General features: G+C 63.7%; 1 protein-coding gene. It reads right to left on the bottom strand.

What is annotated here, in order from left to right:
• Positions 1-12 precede the first annotated feature (12 nt).
• Positions 13-1,079, bottom strand: a protein-coding gene (locus J6497_RS40610; RefSeq protein WP_225709740.1) for an IS630 family transposase whose coding sequence is annotated in 2 segments (ribosomal slippage) — positions 13-593 and positions 593-1,079 — 1,068 coding nt in all. Because the reading frame shifts where the segments join, the coding sequence is not laid out codon by codon here.
• Positions 1,080-1,172: the final 93 nt, after the last annotated feature.

Below are 1,172 nucleotides of genomic sequence, written 5' to 3'. Positions count from 1 at the left end.
ATACCAACGGCCTTAAGGGCTGACCGTTGCCCAATGGCGTGTGGTGATGGCAGCGATCCGCGGTGGATCTGTTGCAAAGAAGTTCCAAGCGTCGCAGGTTTTGTTGACGATGTCGTCATAGTCATCGAACACGGTGATGGCGAGTTTGTTTGCACGCAGGTAGGCCCAGACGTTTTCGATCGGGTTGAGCTCGGGCGCATAGGGCGGCAAGCGTAGCAGGGTGATGTTGTCTGGAACGGAGAGGGCACCGGCACCGTGATAGCCGGCGCCGTCGAAGACGAGGATGGCATGTGCGCCGGAGGCGACCTTGCGGCTGATCGCGTCCAGATGCAGCGACATGGTCTCGGCATTGGCGGTCGGCATGACCAGGCCGGCAGCGACGCGGCGCTGAGGACAGGCGGCGCCGAAGAGATAGGCCCAGTCGTAGCGCCGATCGCGGGGCGCGCGTGGCCGCGAGCCGCGTCGGGCCCAGACGCGGGTCAGCGTGCCCTGTTGGCCGATCCGCGCCTCGTCCTGGAACCAGATTTCGATCGGCTTGCCGCGGGCGTGGCCGGGCAGCGCTGCCGCAACGGTCGCGGCAAAGTTTTTTTGAATGCCTCCTGAGCCTCTTCGTCGGCTTGCGGATGACGCGGGCGCACCGAGAGGCGACGATAACCGAGCTTGGCGAGGACCTTGCCGACCGAACGCTCGTGCAATGTGACGCCGAACCGTCGCCCGATCTCGTTGCGCAAATCAATCCGCCGCCAGCGCACGACCCCATGCTGCGCAGGATCAGGGCCGGCTTCGACAAGCGCGGCCAGTTCGGCCTCCTGCTGCGCTGTGAGTTTCGCAGATGGACCAGGCGGCTTGCGCGATCGAAGCCCAGCCAAGCCTTCCGCATTGTAACGGTGCACCCAGTCCCGCAGGGTCTGGCGATCCATTCCGCAACTCTCTGCCGCCGTTCTGCGATCCGTGCCGGCCAGAACAAGCGCAAGCGCCAACATCCGCCGCGCCGCGCTGCTGTCTTTCTCCCTTTGCGCCGCCTTGCGAAGCTCAGAAGCCGTCAAATCAACCCGGGTGATCCCTACCGCCGCCCCCATCGATGTCGCTCCTCCCTAAGAAGCAACCATCGAGTCAGAAACTCACTGATTTGGGAATCCCAAATCTGAGTCAATCCTCAAGGCCGTTGGTAT

This window comes from Bradyrhizobium cenepequi (assembly GCF_020329485.1).
GTDB lineage: Bacteria > Pseudomonadota > Alphaproteobacteria > Rhizobiales > Xanthobacteraceae > Bradyrhizobium > Bradyrhizobium cenepequi.
Note: the sequence above shows the minus strand (reverse complement) of the source record. Positions and strands in the feature narration are given on the sequence as shown.